Origin of the sequence: Nocardia sp. NPDC049737 (assembly GCF_040674755.1) — a bacterium.
In the GTDB taxonomy this organism is placed as follows: Bacteria; Actinomycetota; Actinomycetes; order Mycobacteriales; family Mycobacteriaceae; genus Nocardia.
Genome location: NZ_JBFANH010000043.1, coordinates 1 through 26,358, shown reverse-complemented (window position 1 = coordinate 26,358; position 26,358 = coordinate 1). Strand labels below are relative to the sequence as shown.

At 66.7% G+C, this 26,358-nt stretch carries 23 protein-coding genes; 10 read left to right on the top strand and 13 right to left on the bottom strand.

The features are described 5' to 3' along the window. Positions 1 to 15 precede the first annotated feature (15 nt). Together AB0J47_RS37695 and AB0J47_RS37690 are read left to right on the top strand one after the other, a co-directional pair. Entirely contained in the window at positions 16 to 732 is a 717-nt protein-coding gene (locus AB0J47_RS37695; RefSeq protein WP_364357913.1) for an ABC transporter ATP-binding protein, read from the top strand. Then, complete coding sequence (locus AB0J47_RS37690) at positions 729 to 3,221, top strand: FtsX-like permease family protein (RefSeq protein ID WP_364357848.1); 2,493 nt, start codon at positions 729 to 731, stop codon at positions 3,219 to 3,221. Before AB0J47_RS37695 ends, AB0J47_RS37690 begins: the two co-directional genes overlap by 4 nt. A gap of 189 nt (positions 3,222 to 3,410) precedes the next feature. Here the strand turns inward: AB0J47_RS37690 and AB0J47_RS37685 are convergent, their stop codons facing one another. Beyond that, the gene (locus AB0J47_RS37685; protein ID WP_364357845.1) at positions 3,411 to 5,474 is read right to left on the bottom strand and encodes a protein kinase; all 2,064 of its coding nucleotides are present in this window, start codon (positions 5,472 to 5,474) and stop codon (positions 3,411 to 3,413) included. 263 nt (positions 5,475 to 5,737) lie between these two features. On the opposite strand from AB0J47_RS37685, the gene AB0J47_RS37680 reads away from it, so the two are divergent. Beyond that, positions 5,738 to 6,625: a hypothetical protein gene (locus tag AB0J47_RS37680; protein WP_364357842.1), complete on the top strand. Its 888-nt coding sequence runs from the start codon at positions 5,738 to 5,740 to the stop codon at positions 6,623 to 6,625. On the opposite strand, the gene AB0J47_RS37675 is transcribed toward AB0J47_RS37680, so the two are convergent. Next, the gene (locus AB0J47_RS37675; protein ID WP_040693694.1) at positions 6,622 to 7,287 is read right to left on the bottom strand and encodes a response regulator transcription factor; all 666 of its coding nucleotides are present in this window, start codon (positions 7,285 to 7,287) and stop codon (positions 6,622 to 6,624) included. The two genes, AB0J47_RS37680 and AB0J47_RS37675, sit on opposite strands and share 4 nt — an antisense overlap. 189 nt (positions 7,288 to 7,476) lie before the next feature. Then, positions 7,477 to 8,676 (bottom strand): histidine kinase, encoded by a 1,200-nt coding sequence (locus tag AB0J47_RS37670; RefSeq protein ID WP_364357908.1) that lies wholly within the window; start codon positions 8,674 to 8,676, stop codon positions 7,477 to 7,479. A gap of 201 nt (positions 8,677 to 8,877) precedes the next feature. On the opposite strand from AB0J47_RS37670, the gene AB0J47_RS37665 reads away from it, so the two are divergent. The 4 genes from AB0J47_RS37665 to AB0J47_RS37650 all read left to right on the top strand — a co-directional run bounded on the left by AB0J47_RS37665 (position 8,878) and on the right by AB0J47_RS37650 (position 13,430). Then, positions 8,878 to 9,618 carry a hypothetical protein gene (locus tag AB0J47_RS37665; protein ID WP_364357839.1) on the top strand — a complete coding sequence of 247 codons (741 nt, stop codon included), beginning with the start codon at positions 8,878 to 8,880 and terminating at the stop codon, positions 9,616 to 9,618. Further along, positions 9,615 to 11,087 carry an alpha/beta-hydrolase family protein gene (locus AB0J47_RS37660; protein ID WP_364357836.1) on the top strand — a complete coding sequence of 491 codons (1,473 nt, stop codon included), beginning with the start codon at positions 9,615 to 9,617 and terminating at the stop codon, positions 11,085 to 11,087. The genes AB0J47_RS37665 and AB0J47_RS37660 overlap by 4 nt, the downstream gene beginning before the upstream one ends. 60 nt (positions 11,088 to 11,147) lie before the next feature. Next, positions 11,148 to 11,594, top strand: a complete 447-nt coding sequence (locus AB0J47_RS37655; protein ID WP_364357833.1) for an SRPBCC domain-containing protein — start codon at positions 11,148 to 11,150, stop codon at positions 11,592 to 11,594. Between the two features lie 594 nt (positions 11,595 to 12,188). Next, complete coding sequence (locus tag AB0J47_RS37650; protein ID WP_364357830.1) at positions 12,189 to 13,430, top strand: SGNH/GDSL hydrolase family protein; 1,242 nt, start codon at positions 12,189 to 12,191, stop codon at positions 13,428 to 13,430. Between the two features lie 67 nt (positions 13,431 to 13,497). Here the strand turns inward: AB0J47_RS37650 and AB0J47_RS37645 are convergent, their stop codons facing one another. Further along, positions 13,498 to 14,085, bottom strand: coding sequence for a TetR/AcrR family transcriptional regulator (locus tag AB0J47_RS37645; protein ID WP_364357827.1), 588 nt, complete (start codon positions 14,083 to 14,085; stop codon positions 13,498 to 13,500). Positions 14,086 to 14,193: 108 nt separating this feature from the next. Here AB0J47_RS37645 and AB0J47_RS37640 point away from each other — a divergent pair, with 108 nt between their 5' ends. Next, positions 14,194 to 15,039 (top strand): SDR family NAD(P)-dependent oxidoreductase, encoded by an 846-nt coding sequence (locus tag AB0J47_RS37640; protein WP_364357824.1) that lies wholly within the window; start codon positions 14,194 to 14,196, stop codon positions 15,037 to 15,039. A 64-nt stretch (positions 15,040 to 15,103) separates the two neighbouring features. Here AB0J47_RS37640 and gatA read toward each other — a convergent pair whose 3' ends face one another. Continuing rightward, entirely contained in the window at positions 15,104 to 16,630 is a 1,527-nt protein-coding gene (gatA, locus tag AB0J47_RS37635) for an Asp-tRNA(Asn)/Glu-tRNA(Gln) amidotransferase subunit GatA (RefSeq protein ID WP_364357821.1), read from the bottom strand. Next, the gene (gatC, locus tag AB0J47_RS37630) at positions 16,627 to 16,926 is read right to left on the bottom strand and encodes an Asp-tRNA(Asn)/Glu-tRNA(Gln) amidotransferase subunit GatC (RefSeq protein ID WP_364357818.1); all 300 of its coding nucleotides are present in this window, start codon (positions 16,924 to 16,926) and stop codon (positions 16,627 to 16,629) included. Before gatC ends, gatA begins: the two co-directional genes overlap by 4 nt. A 261-nt stretch (positions 16,927 to 17,187) precedes the next feature. Between gatC and AB0J47_RS37625 the strand changes: the two genes are divergently transcribed. Beyond that, positions 17,188 to 17,838, top strand: coding sequence for an amino acid-binding protein (locus AB0J47_RS37625; protein ID WP_364357815.1), 651 nt, complete (start codon positions 17,188 to 17,190; stop codon positions 17,836 to 17,838). Positions 17,839 to 17,905: 67 nt separating this feature from the next. Here the strand turns inward: AB0J47_RS37625 and AB0J47_RS37620 are convergent, their stop codons facing one another. The 3 genes from AB0J47_RS37620 to AB0J47_RS37610 form a co-directional block, all read right to left on the bottom strand. After that, a complete protein-coding gene (locus tag AB0J47_RS37620) occupies positions 17,906 to 18,415 on the bottom strand; it encodes a GNAT family N-acetyltransferase (RefSeq protein WP_364357812.1) in 510 nt (169 codons plus the stop codon). 163 nt (positions 18,416 to 18,578) lie between these two features. Continuing rightward, positions 18,579 to 18,923: a hypothetical protein gene (locus tag AB0J47_RS37615; protein ID WP_364357809.1), complete on the bottom strand. Its 345-nt coding sequence runs from the start codon at positions 18,921 to 18,923 to the stop codon at positions 18,579 to 18,581. Positions 18,924 to 19,218: 295 nt separating this feature from the next. Continuing rightward, positions 19,219 to 20,463 carry an ATP-binding protein gene (locus tag AB0J47_RS37610; protein ID WP_364357806.1) on the bottom strand — a complete coding sequence of 415 codons (1,245 nt, stop codon included), beginning with the start codon at positions 20,461 to 20,463 and terminating at the stop codon, positions 19,219 to 19,221. Between the two features lie 175 nt (positions 20,464 to 20,638). On the opposite strand from AB0J47_RS37610, the gene AB0J47_RS37605 reads away from it, so the two are divergent. Beyond that, positions 20,639 to 21,004, top strand: coding sequence for a hypothetical protein (locus tag AB0J47_RS37605; protein WP_040693724.1), 366 nt, complete (start codon positions 20,639 to 20,641; stop codon positions 21,002 to 21,004). On the opposite strand, the gene AB0J47_RS37600 is transcribed toward AB0J47_RS37605, so the two are convergent. From AB0J47_RS37600 to AB0J47_RS37585, 4 genes are all read right to left on the bottom strand, one after another. Beyond that, positions 20,991 to 22,082 (bottom strand): S-adenosylmethionine:tRNA ribosyltransferase-isomerase, encoded by a 1,092-nt coding sequence (locus AB0J47_RS37600; RefSeq protein ID WP_364357803.1) that lies wholly within the window; start codon positions 22,080 to 22,082, stop codon positions 20,991 to 20,993. The two genes, AB0J47_RS37605 and AB0J47_RS37600, sit on opposite strands and share 14 nt — an antisense overlap. Continuing rightward, positions 22,079 to 22,777, bottom strand: coding sequence for an SDR family oxidoreductase (locus AB0J47_RS37595; protein WP_364357800.1), 699 nt, complete (start codon positions 22,775 to 22,777; stop codon positions 22,079 to 22,081). Before AB0J47_RS37595 ends, AB0J47_RS37600 begins: the two co-directional genes overlap by 4 nt. A gap of 84 nt (positions 22,778 to 22,861) precedes the next feature. After that, complete coding sequence (gene ligA / locus AB0J47_RS37590; RefSeq protein WP_364357905.1) at positions 22,862 to 24,961, bottom strand: NAD-dependent DNA ligase LigA; 2,100 nt, start codon at positions 24,959 to 24,961, stop codon at positions 22,862 to 22,864. Positions 24,962 to 25,189: 228 nt separating this feature from the next. Further along, positions 25,190 to 26,251, bottom strand: a complete 1,062-nt coding sequence (locus AB0J47_RS37585) for a methionine synthase (RefSeq protein ID WP_364357797.1) — start codon at positions 26,249 to 26,251, stop codon at positions 25,190 to 25,192. Positions 26,252 to 26,358: the final 107 nt, after the last annotated feature.

The following is a 26,358-nucleotide window of genomic DNA, read 5'->3' as shown; positions in this document are numbered from 1 at the left end:
AGGGTGGGGACCGCCATGTCGGACCAGGCCATGCTGGAACTGACCGATATCACCAAGGAATATCGCGTCGGTGACCAGGCGGTGCGCGCACTGGACGGCATCAGCCTGCGCATCGAATCCGGTGAATTCACCTCGATCATCGGACCGTCCGGCTCGGGTAAGAGCACGCTGCTGCATCTGCTCGGCGCACTCGATACCCCCGACTCCGGGTCGATCCGCTTCCAAGGCGAGGAGATCGGCGGCCTCGATGACGAGCGGCAGTCCGAATTCCGCCGCCACCGCGTGGGTTTCATCTTCCAGTTCTTCAATCTGCTGCCGACCCTCACCGCCTGGGAGAATGTCGCGATTCCGAAGCTGTTGGATGGCACCGGATTGCGCAAGGCCAAACCGCGCGCACTCGAACTGCTCGACCTGGTCGGGCTGAGCGAGCGCGCCGCCCATCGGCCCGCCGAATTGTCCGGCGGTCAGATGCAACGGGTCGCGGTTGCGCGGGCATTGATCATGGATCCGCCGCTGATCCTGGCCGACGAACCAACCGGCAACCTGGATTCCAAGACCGGTGCGTCCATCTTGAAACTGCTCGGCGATATCGCGGGCAACGGTAATTCGGTGGTTATGGTGACCCACGATATGGGTGCTACCGAATATTGCGACCGGGTGATCACGTTGCGCGACGGGCAGATCGGCTCGAACGACAAGGTCGATATCGCCACGCGGCCGGTGCGCGCATGATCGGCGCGGCATGGGATCGGCTGCGGCTGTTCAATATCGGTGAACTGCTCGCCCACCGCGGCCGCACCCTCATGTCACTGACGGTGATGTCCATTTCGGCATCGCTGCTGGTCGCGGTGTTCAGCATCTCCGGTTCGGTCACCGGTTCGGTGGACCGGCTCACCCGCAGTCTCGGCGGTAAGGCCGTGCTGGAGGTCACCGGGATCACCGACGCGGGCTTCGATCAGCAAGAACTGCAACGGATCGCGACCACTCCCGGCGTCGACAAGGCGGTGCCGATGTTGCGCGCGCAGGTCGGATCCGGCGCTGATAAGGCACTGTTGATCGGCGCCGACACCAGCATCACCGCACTCGGCAGCGATCTGGGCGGGCCGATGGCCGCGCAGGCGAGCAAGTTGCTCACCGTGCCGAACGGTGTCCTGGTCGGATCCGGGATGGCACGCGCCGAGGGTGAACAATTCCCGCTCGGCTCCGGAACCGTCACCGTCGCAGCGGTTCTCGACAAAAAGGCCTCCCAGCAACTCAACGGCGGCCATATCATTGCCGCCCCGCTCGGGCTCGCGCAGAAACTCACCGACCGCGTCGGGCGGCTGGACTCGATTCAGATCATCGCGGCGAATGGCACCGATGTCGACCAATTGCGCGAGACGCTCACCAAGGTGGTCGACGGCCGGGCCGTGGTCGCCGATCCCGGGCTGCGCACCGCACAGGCCGGTGGGGCCATTCAGATCGTGCGGTACTCGACGCTCATGGCCTCGGCGGCTGCCCTGATCGTTTCGGCATTCCTGATCTACAACGCGATGAGTATGGCCGTCGCGCAACGCAGGCCGGTGTTGTCCATGCTGCGGGCGATCGGTGGCAAGCGCGGGCCGATGGTGCGTGATCTGCTGGTCGAGGCGGCGCTGCTCGGCGTGCTCGGCGGAGTCGGTGGCTCGGTGGTCGGTGCCGCCATGGGTGGCGTCGCGATCGACAAACTTCCCACCGCCATCATGCAATCGGTGGAGGCGCGCACCGAATACATGGTGCCCGGGTACGCGATTCCGATGGCGATCGGCGCCTGTGTGGTGGCCAGTGTGCTGGCGGCCGCCATCGCGGCGCGGCAGGTATACAAGGTCGAACCGATCGAGGCGCTGGTGCCAGTGGGGGTGGCGCGCACCGATTCGACGAGTGCCGCGCTGCGCTGGACCTCGATAGTGCTCGGCGTCGGCCTCATCGTCGGCGCGATCGTCATTGCCGAGGCCGATCTGGGACGCCTGTCGCTGGCGTCGATCTCGATGTCGTTCGCCGGAGCGGTCACACTGTGTTTCACCGCCACCGGACCGATCGTGCGGGCCGCCGCGGCGATCGCCGGACGCTTCGGCGCACCGGGCACGCTCGGGGCCACCACCCTCGAACGCGCACCGCGTCGAGTGTGGGCCACCGCGATGACGGTGATGATCGGCGTATCCGCCACCGTCGCGATGGGCGGGGGCTCGCGCAATATGGTCGATTCGGCCACCGCATCCTTCGCGGGCTTCAGCGACACCGATCTGTTCGTCAGCACCAGCTCGATGGAGCAGTTCCCGACGGGTCCGTTGCTGCCCAGTGGGTTACGCGAGAAGATCGCCGAGGTGCCCGGGGTCGAGGAGGTCGGGCCCGCGCAGATGGCCTTCGCCACTCTCGGCACCGGGCGGGTGATGCTGCAGGGCTATCCGAGCGAAGCGGACGAATCCGAGACGGGCTCGGTGAGTCGAGAAGTCATGGCCCACTTGGCCGCCGGGGGAGGAGTAGCTATCTCGCGGGATGTCGCGCGATCGCTCGGCGTCAGCGCCGGTGCCGAATTGACCCTGCCGACCCCCACCGGCAATCACACCGTGCGGGTACTGGACGTGATCCCGTACATCTCAGCCATCTCTGGTGTGGTCGTGATGAATCTCGACCAGTTGCGCGCGTGGTACCAGCGACCGGGCGAAACCGTGCTCGCGGTGCATTTCCAACCGGGTGTGGACAAGTCCGCGGTACAGGCCGCCGTGCGGCGCGTGGTGCCCGCGGATATCCACGTCGACACCGGCGCGCAAGCGGTAGTCGCCATCTCCTCCAGTCTGCGGCAGGGATCGGCGATCAGTTACGCCATCCTGTGGATCGTGGTGCTGGTGGCCACCGTGGCATTACTGAACACCCTGATGCTCTCGGTTCTGGAACGCCGCCGCGAACTCGGCGTGCTGCGCGCCATGGGCACCAGCCGCAAATTCCTGCTGCGCTCGGTGCTCGCCGAGGCCGTCGGCATCGGATTCATCGGCGCGGCACTAGGTCTAGCGGCCGGCGCGGCCATCCAGTATCTGGCGACCGTCGCGGTCGGACATGCGCTGACAATCGACATCACGTACCAGCCGAGCCCGATGCTGCTGGTGTACGGCACCGCCGCATTGGCATTGGCGCTGCTCGGATCGATTCCGCCTGCATTGCGTGCGGCACGGATGCCGATCGTGGAGGCATTGGCGGTCGACTGAGTTCTATCGGTCCGCCGCGGGCAGCCCGACCAGCTTGTTGGGCAGGCGATTACGGCCGCGAATTGGCCCACGACGGCGAGCACGAACGGAGCCGCCGTCGATCGACTTCGTCTGAGCGCACCGTCGTCGAGTCAGCTGCTCACGTGCCGAAGTTCCCAGGCGGCACCAAATCACCTGTCCAGCGGGCGATTACAGGGGTGCCGCATCCCACCACGCGGTTAGTGCGTCCTGGGCCGTGGGGGTCGGCGGCACGGTTTGGACTCCGCCAGCGGTGCCGTGGTTGCTCACGTACACCAGGAAATTCGCGCGGGCGGGGTCGGATTCGAAGCTCACCACCAGTTTGGCTGTGTGGTAGAAGGGCTGGAGGGGGCCGGGCGGGTCTTCCACGGTCCAGCGGTGCGTGTTGACCGGGATTCCGCTTTTCTTACCGGCCGTTGCGACATTGGCGGGTAGGGCCTGGACCACGGCTCGAGCGTCGGCGGCGGAGGCGTATTCGAGGATGGTGTAGCTCATCTGGGCGGTGGTCTGGGTTTCGCGGTGGCATTCCCATGCGGTGATCCAGGGACTGGATTTCAAGGGTTCGTCCTCGATCCCCAGCGGCTCCCCTGCCGCCGATGCCATGCAGCGCGCGTCTTGATAGGCCTCGCCGAAGTCCTCCTTGCCCTGCGGCACCAGATTCGGAAACAGCCTGCGGCTCTTGGCAAGAGCATCGGATGCGGCGGCCGCTGTGGTGGAGGTACCGGGTGGCGGCACGGCGGCATCGGGCGGGCCTTCCGACTCCCAGCCGACGACCACGAGCGTGCCCATTACGGCGATCACCGCGACCACGATGCCGACGGCGATCCAGCCGACCAGCACCGCCGTGCTCCGGCGGTGGTCCGGAGCCGGTTGCGCGCCAACGGCATTCGGCCCGAATGGGGGCGGTGCCGCACCGGGCGGCAGCGCAGACGGTGGCTGTTGGGTCGGCTGACCCTGTATCGGTGGCCCCTGGGTCGGGTGGCCCGGAATCGGTTGGCCCTGCGCCGCTGAGGCCTGCATCGGCTGGCCCTGCGTCGGTGGCCCCTGTGTCCCCTGTTGAGGCAGAGCTGCCTGCTGCAGTGCCGCCGGATACGCCGCAGCTTGCGGTGGGCCCTGCGTCGCGGGTGCACCCGGCTGCTGCACCGGTGCCGCCGGGTAACCCGCGGCCTGCGGCACCATCGGCTGCTGCGCCGGTGGATAGGACTGTGGCGCACCATATCCAGCGGGCCCGACCGCCTGCGTCGACTGCAGGAAGGCCCCCTGATCCGCAGGCGTAGCGAATCCCGGTGCGGGCGGCCCGGATCCAACGGGCTGTCCCGGATACACCGGCGGGAAGCCAGGATTCACCTGCACGGTGGCAACCGGCGGTGCGGTCAGTGCCTTCCGGGCCGCGGCAGCGAATTCGACACACGTCGCGTACCGGTGTTCGGGACGTTTGGCCATCGCCTTGGCAAGCACCCCGTCCAGCGCGGGATTCAAACCCTGCCGTCGGGCCGCCAAGGGCGCGGCGACATGTTGCAGATGCCCGCGAATGATGTCGTTCGGATCGGGCGCGTCGAATGGCGCCATGCCGGTGAACAGCCAGTACAGCGCGCACGCCAGCGAATATTGATCGGTGCGATTGTCCAGCTCGGCACCGGTCATCTGCTCCGGCGAGGCATAGGACAGGGTCGCGCTGAACATGCCGGTCTGGGTCAGGTGGGTGGAGTCCTCGCGCAACCGGGCGATACCGAAGTCGGTAAGGAAGACCCGCTCGCCCTGCCCACCGCTGGAACGAGCCAGCAGGAAGTTGGCGGGCTTCACATCCCGATGCAGCACACCCATGCCGTGGGCGTAATCCAGTGCCGACGCGACACCCTCGATGATCTGCACCGCCCGCTCCGGCGGCAGCGTCATCGGGTCGACGTTCGCCGCGTCGACGCCGTCGATGTACTGCATGGAAATCCAGAGCTGATTGTCCTCGGAACCGCGGTCGTAGACGGCGACGATATTCGGGTGGTCCAGATGCGCGGCCAGATCGGCCTCCCGCTCGAAGCGCGCACGCACCTCGGCGTCGGCGAACAGCTCCCGATTCAGCAGCTTCAGCGCCGTCTGCTTACCGAGTCGGGGGTGTCTGGCCAGGTATACCGAGCCCATCCCCCCCTGGCCGAGCAGCCGCTCCACGGTGAACCCGGCGAACACCTCACCGCTGTTCAGCAACGCGACCCCCTTCAGGTGACTGCGGCCATCGGACATCGGTCGTCCGAGCGCGTAAACAGAGTTGTGAGCCTACCGGGTAGCCCCTTGGCCACGCCGTTTCGAATTCTCCGGGAAAATCGGCGAAACTATCAACAGGGCGTCATCACCGTGTCCGCTGCTGGCTCGACGCGGTGATGATCGCGCGACGCCCGGTCACCGACCGGGCGGGTGTGACGAGGATGTTTTTCGCACCGCCGATGGAACAACGGGTGTCTGGTTGTGGTGGTGGGGAGAACGCGGCGGTGAGGTCTACAAGAACGATGGTGAATTATCGGGTGGCGCTGCGCGGCGCGGCACTCACGGTTTTGGTCACACTCACCTCCTGTTCGTTCTTACCCAGTGCGCACGACGCACCCGCGGAACCGGCGCTGCCCGTCGAACGGCCCGGTTCCTGGCATCCCGGCTGGTCGATCTCGCGGCCCGATTCGCTGGCCGCCGATTTCACCCAGCTGCAGCCGAATCTGCTCGGGCAGGTCGGGATGGCGATCATGCCGGTCGGGGGCGGCCGAATGACCATCTTCGGCGACTGGACCAGCGGCATCGCCTGGTCCACCATCAAGGTGCCGCTGGCCATCGCGGCGCTGCGGCACGACCCGACCGGCGTCGTCGAATACGCGCATGAGGCGATCACCGTTTCGGATAACGATGCGGCCGAAGCACTCTGGCAGTCGCTCGGTGACGGTGAAGAGGCCGCGCGGGCGGTCCAGGGGGTCCTCGACGAGGCCGGTGACGCACTGACCAATGTGTACGGACCGAAGACAAATCTGGACTACAACGCATTCGGCGCGACCGAATGGACGCTGGCCAATCAGGTTCGTTTCGCCTCGCAGCTGCCGTGCCTGCCCGAATCCGCCACCGTGGTCGAGCTGATGGAACAGATCACGCCGGAACAGCGCTGGGGCCTGGGCACCATCGAGGGCACCGAATTCAAGGGCGGCTGGGGGCCCGACGACGAAACCGGCGTCTACACGGTCCGTCAGTTCGGCATCGTGCCGACTCGATCCGGCGGTGTCGCGGTCGCGCTTGCGGCACAGGCCGATTCGGGCACCTTCGAGGATGCGACCGCCCTGCTCGACCGGCTGGCCCGGCTGCTCTCGCGACATCTCGACGATCTCAACGGCGGTAAGTGCCAGCAACAGCCGCGCTAGCCCGGGGTGACGAGACCGGATTCGTAGGCGAGCACCACCGCCTGCGCGCGGTCACGCAGATTCAACTTCGAAAACACCTTGGAGACATGGGTTTTCACGGTCTGCTCGGCGACGAAAAGTGCGGTGGCGATCTCGGTATTGGACATACCCTTGGCGATCAACTCCAGCACCTCGCGTTCGCGCGGAGTCAGTGACGCCAGCGCCGGCGTGGGTTTGACGCGGCTCGCACTGCGACGACGGGTGACATCGGCGATCAGGCGGCGGGTGACCGTCGGGGCGAGCAGTGCCTGCCCGTCGGCGACCACGCGCACCGCACGCACCAACTCCTCGGCGGGCGCGTCCTTGAGCAGGAAGCCGCTGGCGCCGATGCTCAGCGCCTCGTAGACGTAATCGTCGATATCGAAGGTGGTCAGCATGAGCACCCGCACCGGCGGATCGAAGCCAGCGGCGAGGATGGCGCGTGCGGCGTCGAGTCCGTTCATCTCCGGCATGCGCACATCCATCAGCACCACATCCGGGCGCAGCCGCTTCGCCTCGGCGACGGCCACCTTCCCGTCCGGTGCGTCACCTACCACACTGATATCGGATTGGGCGGCGAGCAGGGCACCGAAACCCTGACGCACCATGGCCTGGTCGTCGGCGATCAGAACAGTGATTGCCAGCTCATCCGCCTCTCCGCGTATTCAGGCCATACCAGTCAGGCGCGTCATCGGTAGCGTTCAGGTCCTGCCTCGAGTGCGTAACCAGTTCTGGGCGTATCCCATGTGCCAACGAAATCAGTTGCCCGGTAGACAAATAGTCACAATACAGACAGTCGCGGGGATCTCTGTATTCCCTCGTAGCGCTGTCGGTCAGACGTCGTTGGCAGCGCCGATCGGCGCGGCTGCCGCCGTACCGAGTCCCGGTTCCGCGGTCGAAGCGATCGGCAGTCGGGCCACTACCTGGAAACCGCCGTCCGCACGCGGGCCCGCCGACATCTCACCGCCGACCGCGAGCGCACGCGCCCGCATACCCGCGATGCCGTGTCCGCCGTTGCCGACCGGGCGGGCGACGGTGGCGCTCAGCGCATTGCCGACGCTCAATTGCAGCGCGTCGCCGCCGATCACGATCGATACTCGCACCGGCGCGCCCGGGGCGTGCCGGGAGGCGTTGGACAGCGACTCCTGGACGATCCGGTACAGCGCGAGCCCGACCGAATCCGGGACCAGATCCAGCAATCCATCGACGGTCCAGTCGATGCGCACACCGGCCCGGCGGGCGCCCTCGAACAGGCCGAGCACATCCGCGGCCTTCGGTTGCGGCGCGTGTTCGGGCAGTTGCCCGTCGCTGCGCAGTACGCCGAGCATGCCCCGGATCTCGTTCAACGCCTCGCGCGCGGTCGCACCGATGGATTCGAATTCCGCGCGGGCGGCGGGAGTCACGCCCTCAACCCGATACGGCGCGGTCTGCGCCTGCACCACGACGAGAGACATGTGGTGGGCGACGACATCGTGCAGGTCGCGGGCTATGCGGGCCTTCTCCTCCAGGATGGCGCGCCGGGCCCGCTCCAGTTCGTTCTCCTGCTCCTGGGCCAGCAACTGTTGACGCGACTGCACCAGCCAGCGCACCAGCATCGCGAACAGCACGACCGCGGCGAAGGCGATCGGCCAGGCCCAAGCCGCGCCGGAAATATCACCGTCGCTGGTCATCGTGGTGGCCAGCAGCAGTGAGGTCGCCCCCCAGGCGACCGCCACGATCGGGACCGGGGCGCGCAGGGCCACCGCGAACAGCAGCGCGAACAGGCACAGAATGTGCACGACCTGGATCGGGATCTCATTGTCGGGCTGATTCGGGATGGCCAGGGTGATGAGCAGCGCCGAGCCCGCCGATATCGCCCAGCCCAGCGCCGGGTTGAGCCGGATCAGCAGGATCGGGAACGCGGCGAGCGCGGCGATGAACGGCTGCACCGCGACCGGTACGTCATGGGTGAGGTGCAATGTCGGCCATGCGACGGCGTAGAAGATCACCGCGAGCAGCACGGTGAACGCGTCGAACCACATCCGCGCGTTCATCCCCTTGATCCAGCTACGACGTTTTTCCCTCATGGCTACGACAGTAGGAAGTCGAGCGGTCGGGGTCCTCATACCCACGGGTGAATTCCGCTCCAGTACCGCAGTGGGAGGAGTCGCCCGCGCTCCCCCGCCGGCACGGGCCCGGAAACCGCACCGCGGCGTGAGGTGGCGTAGCGGGGTGGATTTCTAGCGTCGAGCACCATGAGCACACCGACCATCGCTGCCGGCGCCCGAACCCAACCCAACCCACGGCGCTCTGCCGCATTGACCGCGGCCGCGCTGACCACCGTGGCGGCCACCATGATGCTGGCGCCCTCGGCGCATGCCGCCACCGTCGAGCGGCCGGTGGAGAATGCCTCGGCCGGTGCGGCGGTGGTGGAGCTGACCTCGGGCGGGCCAGGGTCCGTCGATGCGATTCCCGCCGATTTCGTGGAGCGGTTCGGTTATCGACCCGCTGTTGTCGATGGGCTGGTGGTGAATCCGGCTGGAGGGTGCTCGTCGCCGGTGACGTTGCCCAGCGAGTTCGAAACCGCTTGTAAAGCACATGATTTGGGGTATGACCTGCTGCGCTATGCGGACGCGCAGGATCAGCCGCTGGGCGGGTGGGCCAGGCAGGCGCTGGATGCGACGCTGGCTGTGCATATGCACGAGGCGTGCGCGGCACGGGAGGACGGGTTTTCGCGGGCTCGGTGCGATGCGATGGCGAGTATCGCGAACACGTTCGTGGATCTGAATTCGCGGCGGCAGGACTATGGGGCACCGGTTGTCGAATCCGTTTTCCGGACAGGGGATTCCGGGGTGATCGTCGGTGGCGGTCTGGTCGGGCTCGGGGCGGGCGGGTTCCTGCCGTCCGTCAGGCGGCGGATCGCGGATGCGCGGGATCGTCGTCGTACTTCGGCACGAGTTTCGAATCGTATAAGCGTTCTGGGGGTTCAGGCATGAGCACGTTGACCACGACCAAACCGGTGTCGGCCCCGAATGATTCCGGCACGAACGCATCACCCGGCATCGGCGAGACAGATGGCGCGGGTTGGTCGCCTGGCCAGGAACACCACTGGAAGACACTTACCGCCAAAGGGTTTCATTGCGCCGTGCGGCCGCGGATCGGCACGACGCTCGGAGTCGGTCTCGGCACTTCGATGTCGCTGGCACCCAGTCTGCTTCCGCGCACACCGAGTGCCCAGGCCATGTTGACCGGGATGCTCGTCGTTGTCGCACTGACCGTTGCGGGAGTTATTCGATTTACCTTGCGGCGCTCGAATATCAACGGGCGGCTGGACCGGTTCCGTGCCCCACTGCTCGGTTCGACCATGGTCGCGGTCGTCGGCATGGTCGCGCACGCAACCCATTGGCAGAACCGGTTGCGCAGCGCGATGGATACGGCGCTGATCGGTCCGGATTACTGGCTGCGGTGGGGACTCATATCCGTAGCTATCGTCGGTGTATTCGTCGGAATCGCGCGAGCGGCTGGGTGGTTCGTCCGGAAGTCCGGTTGGGCGCGCAGCATCGCGGTGGGCGTAGCGGCGGCGTCTGTGCTCTATCTCGTCGGGGTACCGGCAGCTGTCGACTGGCGACACGGTGCCTATGCCGCCGCCAATGCGACGATCGATCCCGCACTGGTGCAGCCAGTTTCGTACGCCCGGTCCGGAAGCGCCGAATCCGCGATCAGCTGGGGGTCACTGGGCGCGGAAGGGCGCAAGTTCGTTACCGGGTCACCCCCCGGACCGATCCGGGTGTATGTCGGACTCGACTCCGCACCCGATCTCGATTCCCGTGTGGCCCTTGCGGTTCGAGAGCTGGAACGGTCCGGCGGATTCGAACGGTCGAATATCGTGCTCGCGGTGCCGACCGGATCCGGGTGGATCGATGCGAATGCGGTTCGCGGGTTCTACGAACGCTTCGACGATGATGTCGCCCTCGTCGGGATGCAGTACTCCTACGCCCCCAGTTGGGTGACCTTCGCCTTCGGGCGCGACGATGCGGTCGCCTATGCGCGAGCGCTGTTCAATGCCGTGGAGCACCACATCGGCACGCTCGACCACAAGCCCAAGCTCTACGTCTACGGGCAGAGCCTCGGCGCGCTCGGCGGCAGCTCGATATTCGCCAACGACGCAGACCAGGACCGCCGGACCTGCGCGACGCTCTGGGCGGGTCCGCCCGCCGGTCAGGTGCACCGGGCGGGTGCGACCGTATTGGCAAACAGCTCGGATCCGGTGGTGCACTGGTCGCCGTCGCTGCTGTGGCGCGCACCCGAGCTCCGCGGTGTGCGGGTGGACGCCCCTGTGCCACAATGGCTTCCGGTGATCAGCTTTCTGCAGACCAGCGCCGATCTGCTGGCCGCACTGAACGCGCCGCCGGGCCACGGCCACCGCTACGGCACCGATCAAGGCACCGCCCTGGGCACATGCTGACCCGCGACTTTGCTGCCGAGAGGCTTGATCAGCTATAGAACTTGTTCTAATTTGCTAACCATGCCCTTTGTCATCGATGCCGCCGTCGAGATCGACGCCCCCGCCGAATTGGTGTGGCAAGTGATCACCGACCTCCCTCGCTACGGCGAGTGGAACCCCTTCTGCATCGAATGCCGCAGCACCCTCGTCTCCGGCGAACCGATCGATATGCTGGTCGTGCTCTCCGGCTCCAAACCGCGCCGCCAGCGCGAATGGATGGTCTCGCACACCCCGGGCACCGAACTCAGCTACTCGATGAAGCCGGCCCCACTCGGCGCCCTGCACAGCCTGCGCTCGCACCGAGTCACCCCCCTCGGCCCCGACCGCACCCGCTACGAATCCCACTTCGAACTCGGCGGCTGGCTGCACCCCGTCGTAGTGGCCGCCCTCGGCAAAAACCTGCAGCGCGGTTTCGCAGGCATGACCGAAGGCATCCAAAAGCAAGCCGAATCCCTGCGCGCCCACTAACCGCCCCTCCGAGGTACAGAACCGCCAAATCCCCGCGGGGTTATCGCACGCCTCACGCGCACGTCACATAGCGACATGCCGCCCGACGCGCCGCGTCCCGGATACGAACTTGTGCGAAAGCTCGGGCGTCAAGTAAGCCTCGGCGCGCGGCTCGATACCGAGTACCCATGCGATGTCGTGCGACAGTGCGGGAGCAAGTGCGTCGAGCTTCGCCAGGACCACACTCGCGCGAACGCAGGAGCGCGTGGGCCGCTGAGCCGGGCCGAGGGATCCGAGCCGCCGGATGGTCTGGCAGCACGTAAACGAACTGTGGCCTGAGCGTGCGGGGCCGTTCGGCGGGTCACAGCCGACCGTGCGACGCGCTCAAGCTACGCTCATGCGAACGTGTGCGCGGGTGGGGATCGACGATCACCATTGCGGCGTCGAGGTTGATGCAGGCGCATCCCCAGACGAGATGTGCGCAGGGTTTCGGATGTCGATCGGGCGTGGTGTGGTGTGGGTCTCTTCGGGGTAAGGGGGAAATGTGGATTCGGGCCGGGTGGTTGTGCGGACGGTCCGGTGAAACGGATCAGACGGCAAAGGAATGGATCTCGCGTGCGTACAGTTCGTGCCCTGGTAACGATGCTGCTGTTGTCATTGCCCGCCGCCGTCGTCACCGCTAGCGCGACTCCACCGGAAGAATGCGTTTGGACTACAGTCTGGGCGACCTCGGCGCATCGGCCGAGCAAGGCCTTCGTGGCCAATTGGGCCGAAACCGGATTCGCGAATCAGACTGTGCGCCAGGTGGTTCGGGTCAGTGACGGCGGTCCGGCCACTCGGGTCCGACTGACCAATCGCTACGGCACGACACCGCTCGCGGTCGCGGGCGCGACCATTGCCCGCAGCGCCGCCGATGGCGCGATCCGTCCGGAGACGCTGCAGAACCTGACGGTCGGCCTCGCACCGTCGTTCCGCATCGAACCGGGAGCTGATCTCGCGACCGATCCGGTCGCGCTGCCGCTGGCGCCGCTGGAGTCGGTGACCATCACCCTGTACCTGGCCGAACCGACCGGCCCGGCCACCCAGCACGCCCAGTCCTTCGCCACCACATACCGGGCCGCTGGCGACCACCGCGCCGACGCGACCGCCGCCGCGTTCACCGAGACCAGCCAATCCTGGTACTACCTGGCCGGAGTCGAGGTCGCGGATGTCGCGGCGCCGCGCTCGGCCGTGGTGGCCTTCGGTGATTCGATCACCGAAGGCGTCGGCTCGACCGGTAATGCCGACAACCGCTACCCGGACGAACTCGCCGAACGCCTGGCCGCGGCAGGCACACCGCGCGCCGTGCTGAACGAGGGCATCGGCGGCAACCGCGTCACCGTCGACTCGAGCTGGCTCGGTGACAGCGCCCGGACCCGGTTTCGTCACGATGTGCTCGACCAGCCCGGCGTAGGCACCGTGATCATCCTGGAGGGCACCAATGACATCGGTCTCAGCTCGGGCTTGGCCGCACTCGACACCGTCGTCGATGTCTCCTCCGAACAGCTCATCACCACCTACCGCGACCTGATCCGCCAGGCCCGCGCCGCCGGACTCCGCGTTCTCGGCGCGACCATCCTCCCCTTCGGTGATTCGCCCTACTTCAACGATGCCGCCGAAACCAAACGCCTCGCGGTCAACGAATGGATTCGCACCGCAGGCGAATACGACGCCATCGTCGACCTCGACGCCGCCCTCGCCGACCCCACCAACCCCCACCGCCTGGCCCCCTTCTACGACAGCGGCGACCATCTCCACCCCAATGACGCCGGGTACCGCACCATGGCCGCAGCCATCAACCCCGCCGACATCCGCTGACCCAGCCCACATTGCCCTCCACCGATTGAGGGCAGTCTCTGGTCTTCTTCGTGCTCGCGGCCCCAGGTCAGGGCGCGAGGTGGGCTAGCGCGGCTTCCAGGGTGGCGTCGGCATAGGAATCGGTCAGGCCGGGGAGGCCAAGGGACCACCGGGATTGGATCGGGCCGAGGAGCAGATCGATGGCGAAGTCCGAGTCGATATCGGAGCGCAGCTGCCCGGCTCGGACGGCGGCAGACAGCCGTTCGGCGATGGCGGCACGCTGTGGGAGCAGGAGTCGCTCGCGGTAGGCGTCAGCGAGTTCCCGATCCTGTTGGATCTCGATGTACATCGCGCGCAGGAAGGCCTCGAAGCTCGGATCGGTGAGTTCGGTGATCGCACCCCGGAGCAGCTCGCGCAGGTCCGCGCGGATATCGCCGGTATCGGGAAGGACGAGACCGTCCGGACCCGAATAGAGTTCGAGCATCGCGTCGAAGACGACGGCGCCCTTCGATGGCCACCAACGATAGATCGTCTGTTTGCCGACCCCGGCGCGGGATGCGATGGCCTCGACGCTCAACTTCGCATAGGGCAACTCACGGATCAATTCGGTGGCGGCGCCGAGAATCGCGGCTCGGGCACGTTCGCTGCGCCTGGCTGCGCTGGGAGTTTCGGCCATGACCAGACTGTACCAACAACGAGACGGAACGTCTCGTCTTGACAAAGTGGAATTCGCTTGGCATGGTCGTAAAACGAGACGGAGCGTCTCGCGAGGAAAGGATCGGCAATGACCAGAACCTGGTTCATCACCGGCGCGAACCGCGGGCTCGGGCGGGCGTTCACGCTCGCCACCCTCGCCGGTGGCGACCGCGTTGTCGCGACCGCCCGCGATCCACGATCGATGGCTGATATCGACGACGACCGATTGACGGTACTGCCCTTGGATGTTCGCGACCGCGACCGCGCGATCGCCACAGTGAACGAGGCATTCGCGATCGCGGGCAGTATCGACGTGATCGTGAACAACGCCGGATACGGTTTAGTCGGTGCGGTCGAGGAACTGACCGAAGCCGAGATCCGCGCCCAGATGGATACCAATTTCTATGGGGCGCTGTGGGTTTCGCAGGCAGCAGTGCCGCATCTGCGCAACCAGGGCTCGGGGCATATCGTGCAGATCTCGACCGTCGGCGCGGTCGGCAGCCTGCCGCTGTTCAGCATGTACAACGCGAGCAAATGGGCGCTGGAGGGTTTCGGGGCCGCACTGGCGGATGAGTTGCGGCCCTTCGGAATTCACGTCACGCTGGCACAGCTCGGCGGTTTCGATACCGACTGGGCGAAATCGAGCATGCGGTTCGCGACGGCGCTCCCGGCGTACGACGAGCTGCGCAACGGCATCCTGGGCATGCCGAACTACCCGGACCCGACTGCCCCACCGCCGCAGACAGAAACCGACACCGAGTGGGTGGAGGCGACCCCGGAAGTCGCTGCGGCGGAACTGATCGCGCTGGTGAACATGCCGAACCCACCGGTGCGCAAGGTAATTGGCCCCGGCGCACACCAAATGGTCACGATGGCATTGGATCAACGCCGCAAGGACTACCTCAGCGATCCGGAGTTCGTCTGGCCCGCATAGGGATGTCCGGAGCGCCCATTCCCGTCGGGATCGAGACAGGAATGGGCACTCAGGCCAACACTTCTCAGGCGATCGGCCCGCGCGCGGCCTCATACGCCGCACCGACGCGGTACAGCCGATCATCGGCAAGCGCGGGCGCCATGATCTGCAGACCCACCGGCATCCCGTCGTCCTTGCTCAATCCAGACGGCACCGACATCGCCGGATGCCCCGCCAGGTTCGTGGGCAGGGTGCACAGGTCGGAGAGGTACATCGCCAGCGGATCGTCGACCTTCTCACCCAGCTTCCACGGGGTGAACGGGCTGGTCGGCGAGACCAGCACGTCCACCTGCTCGTAAGCCTTGTCGAAGTCACGGGCGATCAGCGTGCGCACCTTCAGCGCCTGACCGTAGTAGGCGTCGTAGTACCCAGCCGACAGCGCGTAGGTGCCGATCATGATGCGGCGCTTGACTTCCGGGCCGAATCCGGCGGCCCGGGTCGCGGCCATGACCTGCTCGGCGCTGTGGTTGCCGTCGTCGTCGACGCGCAGTCCGTAGCGCATAGCGTCGAAGCGCGCCAGGTTCGAGGACACCTCGCTCGGCAGGATCAGGTAGTAGGAGGCGAGCGCGTATTCGAAGTGCGGACAAGACACTTCGACGACCTCGGCGCCCAAATCCTTCAGCACACCGACCGCCGCGTCGAAGGATGCGATGACGCCCGGGTGATAGCTGTCGGAGTGCAGTTCCTTCACCACCCCGACCTTCACGCCGCGCAGATCGCCCGTCGCACCTTCCCGCGCGGCGGCGACCACCGGTGGCACCGGCACATTGCGGGAAGTGGAGTCGCGCGGGTCGTATCCGGCGATCACCTCGTGCAGCAGCGCGGTATCGAGCACGGTGCGACCGCACGGCCCGCCCTGATCCAGCGATGAGGCGCACGCGACCAGACCGAAGCGGGACACGGTGCCGTAGGTCGGCTTGGTGCCGACCGTCGCGGTCACCGCGGCGGGCTGCCGAATAGAGCCGCCGGTGTCGGTGCCGATCGCCAGCGGCGCCTGATGCGAAGCCAGCGCGGCCGCCGAGCCACCGCCCGAACCGCCCGGAATCCTGGTGGTATCCCACGGATTCCGGGTCGGACCGAAGGCCGAGTTCTCGGTGGAGGAGCCCATCGCGAACTCGTCCATATTGGTCTTGCCGAGGATCGGGATGCCCGCGGCGCGCAGCCGGCTGGTCAGCGTCGCGTCGTACGGTGCGACCCAGCCCTCGAGAATCTTCGAGGCACATGTGGTCGGCATGTCGGTCGTCGTGAAAACGTCCTTGAGCGCCAACGGAACTCCGGCCAGCGGCGAGGCGGGCGCATCGCCCGCGGCGAGCGCGGCATCCACCGCGGCGGCCGCGCTGAGCGCCTCGTTCCCGGCCACGTGCAGGAATGCGTGATACTCGCCGTCGACGGCGGCGATCCGATCCAGATGGGCCTGGGTGACCTCTACCGAGCTCACTTCGCGGCCGTGGATCTTCGCCGCCAACTCGGCGGCCGACAGTGCGGTCAGCTCGCGCCCACCCGTCGCCCGACCGTCACCCCCCACCGAATCGCTACCCGATGCTGAACTCATTCGCCCTCTCCCAGAATCTGCGGAACCAGGAACCGCTGGTCCTCGACCGCGGGGGCGCCCGAGAGCGCCTGGTCCGGGGTGAGGCACGGGATGACCTGATCCGGACGCGTCACGTTGGTCGCCGGATTCGGCGACGCGGTCGCTGGGACATCGGCGGCGGCGACCTCGGAGATGGTCCGCACGTGACTCAGGATCGAATCCAACTGACCGGCGAACTGATCCAGTTCGGATTCGGACAGGGCGAGCCTGGACAGCCGGGCGAGGTGTGCGACCTCGTCGCGGGAGATGGCGGGCACCGCGGACCCCTTTCGGCATGATTGAGCTTGGTGAACGGCCACCGAACAGCCTAGCGACTCCCCACTCCACAATTTTCACAGGAGCCGCGCATGCAACGACACACCCCTCCGGCTAGCGTGACACGCCGCTTCCGCGCGAATTCGCGCTGTGGCATCCGTCACTGGACGCACTTCGAGTCGATAACCGGGACTTGTGGGTGTAAGTATTGCGTGACCCGGGTATTCGTTTCAGAGCCTCGGCCGCCAAGGAAAGGAACGCGCGTGTCTTACCTGCTCCGCGTGCAACTTCCGGATCGACCGGGAAGCCTCGGTGCGCTCGCGCTCGCGCTGGGCTCTGTCGGCGCCGACATCCTCTCCCTCGACGTGGTCGAACGTGGTGCGGGATACGCGGTCGACGATCTCGTGGTCGAGGTGCCGCAGGGTGCGCTACCGGACACCTTGATCACCGCCGCCGAATCGATCGGCGATGTGCATGTGGACTCCATCCGCCCGTATTCCGGTGTGCTGGATACTCATCGCGAACTCGAGCTGATCGATCAGGTCGCCAGTGCCCGCGACGATCGGCTGCAGGTGCTCGTCGACGGAGTGCCGCGAGTGCTGCGCGTCGGTTGGAGCACCATCATCGATATGGGGCCGCAGGGGGCCTATCGCCTGGTCGGGAGCCAGAGTGCGCCGCAAACGCAGGCGGGGTCGGCGCCGTGGATGCCGTTGGAGAAGCCCGCCGTCCTGGATCCCGAGGCCGACTGGGTGCCGCAGATCTGGCGCGATATGGACACCAAGCTGGCCGCCGCGCCGCTCGGGAATACCGGCAAGGTGCTGCTGCTCGGACGTCCCGGCGGGCCCGACTTCCGCCCGTCCGAAGTGGCACGGCTCGGTTATCTCGCGGGGATCGTCGCGACCGCATTGGGGTGAGGACGCCCGAATTTCTGACCGCCGCGCCGGTCGCCGCTGTACCATATCGGTCGACGCCGTCGGATATTCAGGCTGGGATGTCCAGCCGTAGCACCGACAGCCACTCGCCCGCGTCGGTCTTCCAATCCCGTTCCGGCGCAGGGACGAAACCGAATCGGTCATAGATCCGCCGCGCGTCGACCATGGCGGGCATCGTGGTAAGTACCACGGCGGCAAAGGATTCCGCACGTGCGATCTCGATGACGGTGCGCACCAACGCCGTTGCGGCACCGAGCCCGCGCGCTGATTTCGAGACGGCCAGCATCCGGAACTCCAACTCGCCCGGTCGGGCGATCTCGGCATACGGCGTCCCCGGCCGAGCCACCGCCAGCGAACCGACCACCCGATCGTCGTGCACCGCGACCAGCACCTGCGCCGCACCCGCGCGATGGGTGATATCGGCGAGTTCGGTGACATACGGGCTGCCAGGACGCACATACCCCTCGCCGACATATACCTCGACCGTCAGGTCACCTACGGCGTCGTATTCGTCCGGGTGAGCGTCGCGAATGACGACCTGGGAGTCCTGCGCATCCATATCCGCATCCTCCCACCGCCCGAGCGCCCACTCCCAAACAACCCGGTCGGTCGACCGAACTGGCCGCGCCGGCCGCCGACTCGATGCAGGACCGCCGCGGAAACACGGTCCCGATCGACGAGACATCTCTGCCCTTGCTACCGTGCGACGGCCTGGCGGCCGGTCAGGAACCGAGCCCCGGACGCGCGCCCGGATGCGAGATCTGCCAGCGTTCCGGTTTGCCCGACGGGTAGACGACCGGGATGAGATCTCCGGGGGCAGGCCAGTTGTCCACATCCCACACCAGTCGGCCGTACACCACGGTGCCGGGAACCGACGGGCCGGTGAGATTGCCGGTAATGGTCACGTACTGCTCACCGGTCGCGTCGGGCCGCGGGCTCACCCCGGTGACATACAACGTCCCCGACTCCGGATTCGACAGCCGCACACCGTTGCGCCCACGCAGATAGAGCATGACCATCGCCACCAGCGCGCCGACCATGATCACCAACATCCCGAACTGCACCATGGCACCCATGCTATTGCTCCAGGAACGCATACCGCGGCGCTGCTGGGCACGGCAGCAACCGATGCCGGCGCAAATCCGCTCACCAGCATCCCGAGCCGGACCATGCCGCCCGCGCGCGGTCCGGGCCACCACTGCGACACCACTAGGCGCGGCCACAACCGAGCCCGGCGCAGGTGCTCGCCAGCATCCGAGTTGCACCACGCCTCCCGCGCTCGGTCGGGACACGCAAACCGCAGCACTGGCAGCGCGACAGGCCAACTGCGACCGATGGCTCATGTGGCTCCAAGGCCGCGGACTACAGCGACGCGAGCTCGCTGGTGCCGTGGTCGGTGCGGCGGATCTGCCAGACGGCGGTGCGGGTGCGCTGGGAGCGACCGTTCGCCCGATCGATCAGCGAGCGATTGTTCGTGGTGAAGATCAATTGTGCGCCAAGGGAATTGGTCTCCGGATTCTGGAACAGCTGGATCAGTCGGTCGGTCTCCTCTACCGGCAGGTGTGCGCCGATATCGTCGATCGCGAGCACCCGGCCGGAGTCCAGTGCGTCGAGCATGGTCGGCAGCAACCGCAGCATCGAGAGGGTGGCGTCGGATTCCTCGGTGATATCGAAGGCGGAGTCGATGCCAGTGTGCACCAGTCCGAGGCCGACACCGCGCCGCCCGACCATCCGGGTGTAGAGGGCATCGCGGGCCGCCTTCAGATTGCTCAGCTCGCGCTCGAGCATGACCTCGGTGATGCCGTTCTCCCGCAGCAACTGATCAGCATGCGCGGGCGAGGTCGCACACAGCTCCACCTGTTTGGCTGTCCCCGCGATATCGGCGTCGAGTTCACGCAGATAATCCGCGTACATCGGGTCCGGCTCGGCGATCAGCAGATCGGTAATGCCGAGTTCGGCGGTGCGCAGCAGCATGAGCAGCCGCACCGCATGGTCCGGGGCGGCAGACAGATGGCTGCCGAGCCGATGCGCGACCGCCGTCGCATCCGTCGCACCGTGCTGCACCTCGAGCATCGCGGAGAACCACCGATACGCGGGCACCAGCGCCTCGGCATACATCTGCCCGGCGAGACTGAGCAGCAACGCATTCGGCCGCACCAGCGGTAACAATGCGGCGATGCCATAACGCGCGGCCTCGAACATCGGACCGATCTTGATCTGTTCGCCGTTGCGCTCGAATACAATTCGCTTGCGCGAGCGCGGATGCGTGTAGAGCCACTCGGCCGTCACGTCCGCGTTGTCCAGCCGGAAACCATAGGTGTACGGCACGCCCTCCGCGACGAAGCTCGCCACGAATTCCGAAGGACGATCCGGGAATCCGCGATGCGGCGCGCGCACCGGTCCCGCGTAGGGATCCCAGCCGGTCACCGAATTCAGCACCGCATCGCGCATCTGCCCCAGCGCATCGATCAGGCTGGTCTTACCGGCGGCACTCGCACCGTGCACCGCCGTCACCGGCACCGCGACCGGTCCGCTCCCCCGGCTCAAACGCAAGTCCTGCCGTTCGGCCAGCGATCTGTGATTGGTCACCTGAAAACTGCGCAGCATCCCGCCATCCTGTCGGTTCACCCGCCGGGCCGCGACACCGCACCCTGGTCACGGGTCGGGATAGGGACTGCCGGTGGGGCTTCCGGCGGACAAATGCGCACGTCACGCGTTATCATGCAGGCGCCGCGGCTACCCGCTGGCATCTGCCGGAAATGTATTGATGAGGGATTAAACGATGGAACTGACGATTAGTCGTCTAGTGGCCCGCAGCTCCGTCGCGGCCGCGCTGGCACTCGGCCCGCTGGTCGTGCTCGGACCGCCGCAAGCCGCCGCCGAGGCACCCTGTCCGGACGGTACCGCCCGGATCTTCTTCCACGACGAGACCAACACCTGCCAGAGTGGCGGCACCTACAGCTTCGACGGCTCGCCCGCGCTCGTGAAGGTGTGCTCGGTCGGCAAGGTCCAGGTCATTGTCGACACCACCATCCAGAAGAGCCGGACCAAGACCAGGAACGCCCATCTCGATCTCAGCAACGGTAAGTGCGGCCGGATCGAGGTCGGTGGCCAGCTCGACTCCACCGTGAGCATCAGCCCCTCCTAGCGCCGGGGCCGAACAGCAACGCACTGTCACCGAACTCGTGCCAGAGATATCCGGTATCGAGTGCGGTGGCATACGCCTCCTGGACGGTGGCCTCGCCCGCGACCGCGACGAGTAGCTCCAAGTGCGATGCGCCTGGTGCGTGCCAGCCGGTAATGATGCCGTCGACTACCCGGGCGGGGCGCCGTGGACCGAGGACCAATTCGGTCCATCCCCGGGCCGGATGCACGATTCCGTCGCTATCGGTGGTGGTCTCCAACGCCCGCGTCACCGTGGTGCCGACCGCGATGATGCGGCCGCCCGCCGCCTTGGTGTCGTTCACCAGACGTGCTGTCGCCGCCGTTACCGCGAACCGCTCCGGGCTCGGAGGTTCGCCCACCTCGGGTGAGGAGACACCGGTGTGCAGCGTGACCGGCGCGATCGCGACGCCCGAGGTCACCAGATCGAGCACCAGCCTTTGCGTGAACGGGCGTGCCGCACTGGGCATTTCGGCGCTGCCGGGAATTCGGCCGAAGACGGTCGTGTAGTACGACGGCGACCAACGTTGTGGCACATAGGAATAGGTGATCGGATAGCCGTGGGTCGCCAGCAGCCAGGTGGGATCGGCGCTGAGTTCGGCGATCCAGAGTCGACGCGCACCCGGCAGCCAGGGTTCACGCAGGGTGGCGGTGGCACCTTCCGGCAGCCGAATCTCATTGCCCTTGCTCAGGTCACGCGGATACGGTGTGCGTTCACGGGTGCGCACCTCCAGCACCCATAGTCCATCGCAACCGCCGAAGGTATCCGGTGGACCGCCGGCCCCATCGACGGGCGCATTGAGCCAGGTGGACAGATGCAGCGTGACGGGCATGTTGTCGAGGGTGCCGTCGACCGCCGCGGCCAGGGTCGCCGAATTGTTCACCACCACAAGGTCACCCGCGTTCAGATGCGCTGGCAGTTCACGGAATGTGTTGTGGGTGAGACGATCCGCCGCCACCAGCATCCGGACCTCGTCGCGCGCCAGCCCCCGTGCCTCCGGCGGAGCGGCGGCGTTGCGCTCGGGCGGCAGGACATCGGCCCATTCATTCAACGCCGTTGTCATCTGCCGACCCCCGCGGCGAAATCGGCGGCGGTATAGCGGCCGTTCTTGGGTCGCTGCTCGACCAAACGCAGCAGCGCCGGCACGACGGTCTCGGGCTCGGGGCGATCGGAGATATCGTCGCCGGGAAATGCCGCCTGATGCATTTCGGTGCGCATATCGCCGGGATCGAAGGCGTAGATCGACTGCTTCGGATGTTCGGCGGCCAGGATGGCGGTGAGTTGATCCAGGGCCGCCTTCGAGGAACCGTAGCCGCCCCAATCCGGATACGGCTCGACGCCCGCATCGGAACTGATATTCACCACGACACCATCCGGATCGAGCAGCGGCAGCGCGAACTGCAGAACCGCCAGCGGCGCAATGACATTGGTCCGATACACCAGCTCGAGCTGATCGAGCGGATAGTTCGCCAGGCGCGGCATCGGACTGGGCCCCAGCCTGCTCGCATTGTTCACGAGCAGCTCGAGATGTCCGAACTCGCCCGCGACCGCGGCCAGTTCGGCGCGATGCGCCGGATCGGTGATATCGCCCGGCACCGCGAGAAATGCTTCGCCGAGTTCGGAGCCCACCCGGGCCAGCCGGTCGGCGCGGCGGGCGGTGCCGATCACCCGCCACCCGCGGTCGATGAGCGAACGGGCGAGAGCCAGTCCGAGTCCCGCCGAAGCACCGGTGACCAGAGCGGTAGAGCGGTGAGTCATATCGAATCTCCTGATAGTTACCTACCAGTCGATCCTCATACCTGAAGCCAGGTTCAGGTCAAGGCGTATTCGACGACGGCATATCTACTCCTCGGCTTCGGCATCCTCCGCGGCCGTCTCCGGCGTCACCGCCGTCGGACCCTGCTCGAGCAGCTTGCGGAATCCGTCCTCGTCGAGGATCGGTACACCGAGTTCCTCCGCCTTGGCGGCCTTGGAGCCCGGCGAATCACCGATCACCACGAAGGCCGTCTTCTTCGAGACCGAACCCGCGGCCTTACCGCCACGCACCAGGATCGCCTCCTTGGCGCCGTCGCGGGAAAACCCTTCCAGCGACCCGGTTACCACGATCGATAGACCCTCGAGTGTGCGCTCGATGGACTCGTCGCGTTCATCGGCCATCCGCACACCCGCGGCGCGCCACTTGTCGACGATCGCGCGATGCCAATCGACGGTGAACCATTCGGCGACCGCGGCGGCAATGGTCGGCCCGACGCCGTCGGCGGCGGCCAGTTCCTCCACCGCGGCGTCCTGGATCCGATCGATACTGGCGAATTCTCTGGCCAACACCCGCGCCGCGGTAGGCCCGACGTGCCGGATGGACAACCCGACCAGCACCCGCCACAGCGCCCGATTCTTGGCTGTCTGCAAGTTCTCCAGCAATCGCTTGCCGTTGGCGGACAGGCCGCCGTTCTTATTGGCGAACAGCGTGGTGGTGAGCAGCCGCGCCTCGTCGAGGTCGAACAGATCGCCTTCGTCGGTGATCGCCTTCGACTTCAGCAGATCATTGGCGGCCTCGTAACCGAGCGATTCGATATCGAACGCGCCGCGCCCGGCCACATGGAACACCCGCTCCCGCAGCTGCGCCGGGCAGAACTGCTGGTTGGGACAGCGGATATCGGCATCGCCCTCCTTCTGCGGCGCCAGCTCGGTGCCGCATTCCGGACAGTGCGTCGGCATGACGAATTCGCGTTCGTCGCCGGAGCGTGCGTCGACCACCGGGCCGAGCACCTCGGGAATCACGTCACCGGCTTTGCGGATGGTGACGGTGTCGCCGATGAGCACGCCCTTGCGCTTGACCTCGGAGGCATTGTGCAGGGTGGCCATGGCGACCGTGGAGCCCGCTATGGACACCGGCTCCATTACCGCGAACGGGGTGACCCGGCCGGTGCGTCCGACATTCACCTCGATATTCAGCAGCTTGGTCGTGGCTTCTTCGGGCGGGTACTTGTAGGCGATGGCCCAGCGTGGGGCACGTGAGGTCGAGCCGAGCCTGCGCTGCAGCGCCATCTCGTCGACCTTGATCACCTGGCCATCGATTTCGTGCTCGATATCGTGACGGTGTTCGCCCCAATAATTGACGCGCTCGATCACCGCATCGATGCCCTGCACCAATTTGGTGTGCTCGGAGACCGGCAGACCCCATGCGGCAAGCGCGCGATAGGCCTCGTGCTGTGAGGTCGGGGTGTAGCCCTCGATACGTCCGAATCCGTGGCAGATCATCCGCAGCCGACGCCGCGCGGTGACCGCCGGATCCTTCTGGCGCAGCGAACCCGCCGCGGTATTGCGCGGATTCGCATACGGCGGCTTGCCCTCGGCCACGATCGCCGCGTTGAGAGTCTCGAAATCCTCCAGCCGGAAGTAGACCTCGCCGCGCACCTCGAGCAGCTCCGGGACCGGGAACTCCGCGGTCGCGGTCAGCTCGGTCGGAATGTCGTCGATGGTGCGCGCGTTGAGCGTGACGTCCTCACCGGTGCGCCCGTCGCCGCGGGTCGCGCCGCGAACCAGCCGCCCCTTCTCGTAGACCAGGTTCAACGCGACACCGTCGATCTTCACCTCGCACAAATAGTGCAGATTCGACCCGGTTTCGGCCTCGACCCGACTCGCCCAGGTGCGCAGCTCGTCGAAGTCGAAGACATTGTCCAGCGACAGCATTCGCTCGAGGTGATCCACGGCGGTGAAATCCGTCGCGAATCCGCCGCCGACCAGCTGTGTCGGCGAATCGGGCGTGCGCAGATCCGGATGCGCGTCCTCGAGCGCCTGCAATCGCCGCAGCAGCTCGTCGAACTCACCGTCGGAGATGATGGGCGCGTCCCGCACGTAATACCGGAACTGGTGCTCCCGAACCTCGTCCGCAAGCCGCTGCCACTCCACCCGCTGCTCCGCCGTAGCCGGGTCCGCCGCAATGTCGCTGTCACTCACCCATCGCACATTAGTCGAGCCCACCGACAAGTCACCGCCACATTCCCGCACGTCGCGGCGGACTAACCGGACGGCGGATCCCGTCCGAGATGACGTTGCCCGTCGATAGCGCCGCCCGCCCCGCCGCGACTCCGCAGTCGATCATCTCCGTTTCGTACGCGTGCAACGCGGTGATCGGATCGCCGTCCGCGGCGGCGTCGGCGTAGCGGAACGTCAGGAAAAGTCGAGGGATTCGGGGTCTTCGGCGTAGGCGCGGGCCACTTCGGTGGACAGGCGCAGGGCTTGGCGGGCCCATTCGAGTGGGGCGCCTCCCAAGCCGCAGGCGGGGGCAACCAGGATCTGGGTAGCCAGCACAGTGCGGCGAAGGCCGAGGCGGTCGATCAGGCGGACGCCGGGTTCAGCGATTTCGCGCCAGGTCGGGGGGTTGGCGGGCGGCGTGGTCGGGATCAGGCCGAGGGCCAATTGCTTTCCCGCGTCCAGTGTTTCGCCGATATCGTCGAGTGCGCGGGGGGTGATGGTGGCCATATCGAATCCGACAGCGGTGGCCGCGCTGTGGCGGAGGAAGGATAAGGCGGGCGCGTCGGCGCAGGTGTGCACCAGCACGGGGGCCGACTGCGCCGCAATGACCGCGTCCAGTACCGCGAGTGCCTCCGGTTCGGGCACCGCACGCACCGTGTCGAGGACGCTCACGCCGCGCAGTGAGCCGTTCAGCACCTCGGTCAAGGACGGTTCATCCAGTTGCAGAACGACTTCCGCGCCGAGGCGTTTGCGCACCTCAGCCGCGTGTTGGGCAAGGCCTTCGGCGAGGGATTCCGAGATATCGCGCACCGCACCGAAATCGGTGAGCACACGGTGTCCGACGGGGAGTTCGAGTTGGGCAGCGAGGGTCAGCGGGCCGATGGCCTGCAGCTTGACCGTGCCCGCCGAACCCGCTGTCGCCCAAGCCTCTTCGAGCGCGTCCAGATCGGACCTGAGCAGATCGTGCGCACGCCGCGAGACCGCACCCGGCCGGGCTGCCAGCCGATAACCCCGGGTGGTGGTGTCGAATCGCATATCCACCAGGAGTGCCGAGACACGGCCGATCATGTCCGAACCCACACCGCGTCCCGGCAATTCGACCAGATGCGGCAGATCCGGCAACTCACCGATGATGGTGCCCGCGGCCTCCCGCGGATCTGTCCCCGGCCAGGAACCGACGGCGGTCGCGATCCCGCCCGGAATCCGCACGGGTTCCTTCGCCGGGATTTCGCCCGATTCCTTGGCGATTTCGCTCACGACTGCGCCTCGCTGGCGCTCGGCTCCGTCGTGCGCGACTGCGCGCTGTGTCGATGGCTCACTCGCTGACGCTCACTCACGACTGCGCCGCGGTGGAGAAAGGATCC

What these genes read in the sequence shown, in the direction of transcription:
- AB0J47_RS37695 (WP_364357913.1), top strand. Translation starts at nt 16, where the DNA reads ATGTCGGACCAGGCCATGCTGGAACTGACCGATATCACCAAGGAATAT.
- AB0J47_RS37690 (WP_364357848.1), top strand. Translation starts at nt 729, where the DNA reads ATGATCGGCGCGGCATGGGATCGGCTGCGGCTGTTCAATATCGGTGAA.
- AB0J47_RS37685 (WP_364357845.1), bottom strand. Translation starts at nt 5,474, where the DNA reads ATGTCCGATGGCCGCAGTCACCTGAAGGGGGTCGCGTTGCTGAACAGC.
- AB0J47_RS37680 (WP_364357842.1), top strand. Translation starts at nt 5,738, where the DNA reads ATGGTGAATTATCGGGTGGCGCTGCGCGGCGCGGCACTCACGGTTTTG.
- AB0J47_RS37670 (WP_364357908.1), bottom strand. Translation starts at nt 8,676, where the DNA reads ATGAACGCGCGGATGTGGTTCGACGCGTTCACCGTGCTGCTCGCGGTG.
- AB0J47_RS37665 (WP_364357839.1), top strand. Translation starts at nt 8,878, where the DNA reads ATGAGCACACCGACCATCGCTGCCGGCGCCCGAACCCAACCCAACCCA.
- AB0J47_RS37660 (WP_364357836.1), top strand. Translation starts at nt 9,615, where the DNA reads ATGAGCACGTTGACCACGACCAAACCGGTGTCGGCCCCGAATGATTCC.
- AB0J47_RS37655 (WP_364357833.1), top strand. Translation starts at nt 11,148, where the DNA reads ATGCCCTTTGTCATCGATGCCGCCGTCGAGATCGACGCCCCCGCCGAA.
- AB0J47_RS37645 (WP_364357827.1), bottom strand. Translation starts at nt 14,085, where the DNA reads ATGGCCGAAACTCCCAGCGCAGCCAGGCGCAGCGAACGTGCCCGAGCC.
- AB0J47_RS37640 (WP_364357824.1), top strand. Translation starts at nt 14,194, where the DNA reads ATGACCAGAACCTGGTTCATCACCGGCGCGAACCGCGGGCTCGGGCGG.
- gatA (WP_364357821.1), bottom strand. Translation starts at nt 16,630, where the DNA reads ATGAGTTCAGCATCGGGTAGCGATTCGGTGGGGGGTGACGGTCGGGCG.
- AB0J47_RS37620 (WP_364357812.1), bottom strand. Translation starts at nt 18,415, where the DNA reads ATGGATGCGCAGGACTCCCAGGTCGTCATTCGCGACGCTCACCCGGAC.
- AB0J47_RS37615 (WP_364357809.1), bottom strand. Translation starts at nt 18,923, where the DNA reads ATGGTGCAGTTCGGGATGTTGGTGATCATGGTCGGCGCGCTGGTGGCG.
- AB0J47_RS37610 (WP_364357806.1), bottom strand. Translation starts at nt 20,463, where the DNA reads ATGCTGCGCAGTTTTCAGGTGACCAATCACAGATCGCTGGCCGAACGG.
- AB0J47_RS37605 (WP_040693724.1), top strand. Translation starts at nt 20,639, where the DNA reads ATGGAACTGACGATTAGTCGTCTAGTGGCCCGCAGCTCCGTCGCGGCC.
- AB0J47_RS37600 (WP_364357803.1), bottom strand. Translation starts at nt 22,082, where the DNA reads ATGACAACGGCGTTGAATGAATGGGCCGATGTCCTGCCGCCCGAGCGC.
- AB0J47_RS37595 (WP_364357800.1), bottom strand. Translation starts at nt 22,777, where the DNA reads ATGACTCACCGCTCTACCGCTCTGGTCACCGGTGCTTCGGCGGGACTC.